The sequence below is a fragment of the Cryobacterium sp. 10I1 genome (assembly GCF_035019805.1).
Taxonomy (GTDB): Bacteria; Actinomycetota; Actinomycetes; order Actinomycetales; family Microbacteriaceae; genus Cryobacterium; species Cryobacterium glucosi.
This window is the reverse complement of the sequence record NZ_JASJVF010000618.1, coordinates 1-314: the sequence shown is the minus strand read 5'-3', so window position 1 is coordinate 314 and position 314 is coordinate 1. Positions and strand designations below refer to the sequence as shown.

General features: G+C 71.3%; 1 protein-coding gene. It reads left to right on the top strand.

Annotation, left to right across the window (positions count from 1 at the left end):
• Window positions 1-314, top strand: a 314-nt coding sequence (locus tag QN345_RS20030; protein ID WP_323509240.1) for a PfkB family carbohydrate kinase, incomplete at both ends; no start/stop codon positions are given.

Genomic DNA, 314 nt, shown 5'->3' with positions numbered 1-314 from the left:
GCCGCGACTTCCCCGGCCGGGCGAGACGATCTTCGGCCACGACTTCGCCCTTGTGCCCGGGGGTAAGGGACTCAACCAGGCGGTCGCTGCCGCCCGGCAGGGTGGCGCTGTCGACTTCCTCGGCGCGGTCGGACGCGATGCCTACGGGACGGAACTCCGGGCGCTGCTCGTGGCCGAAGGCATCCGCGTGGACGGTCTCGACACAGTCGACGGGCCGACAGGCACCGCGCACATCACGGTGCTCGATTCCGGCGAGAACTCGATCGTCGTCGTCTCCGGCGCGAACGCCGCCGTGACGGTACTCGACCCGGGGC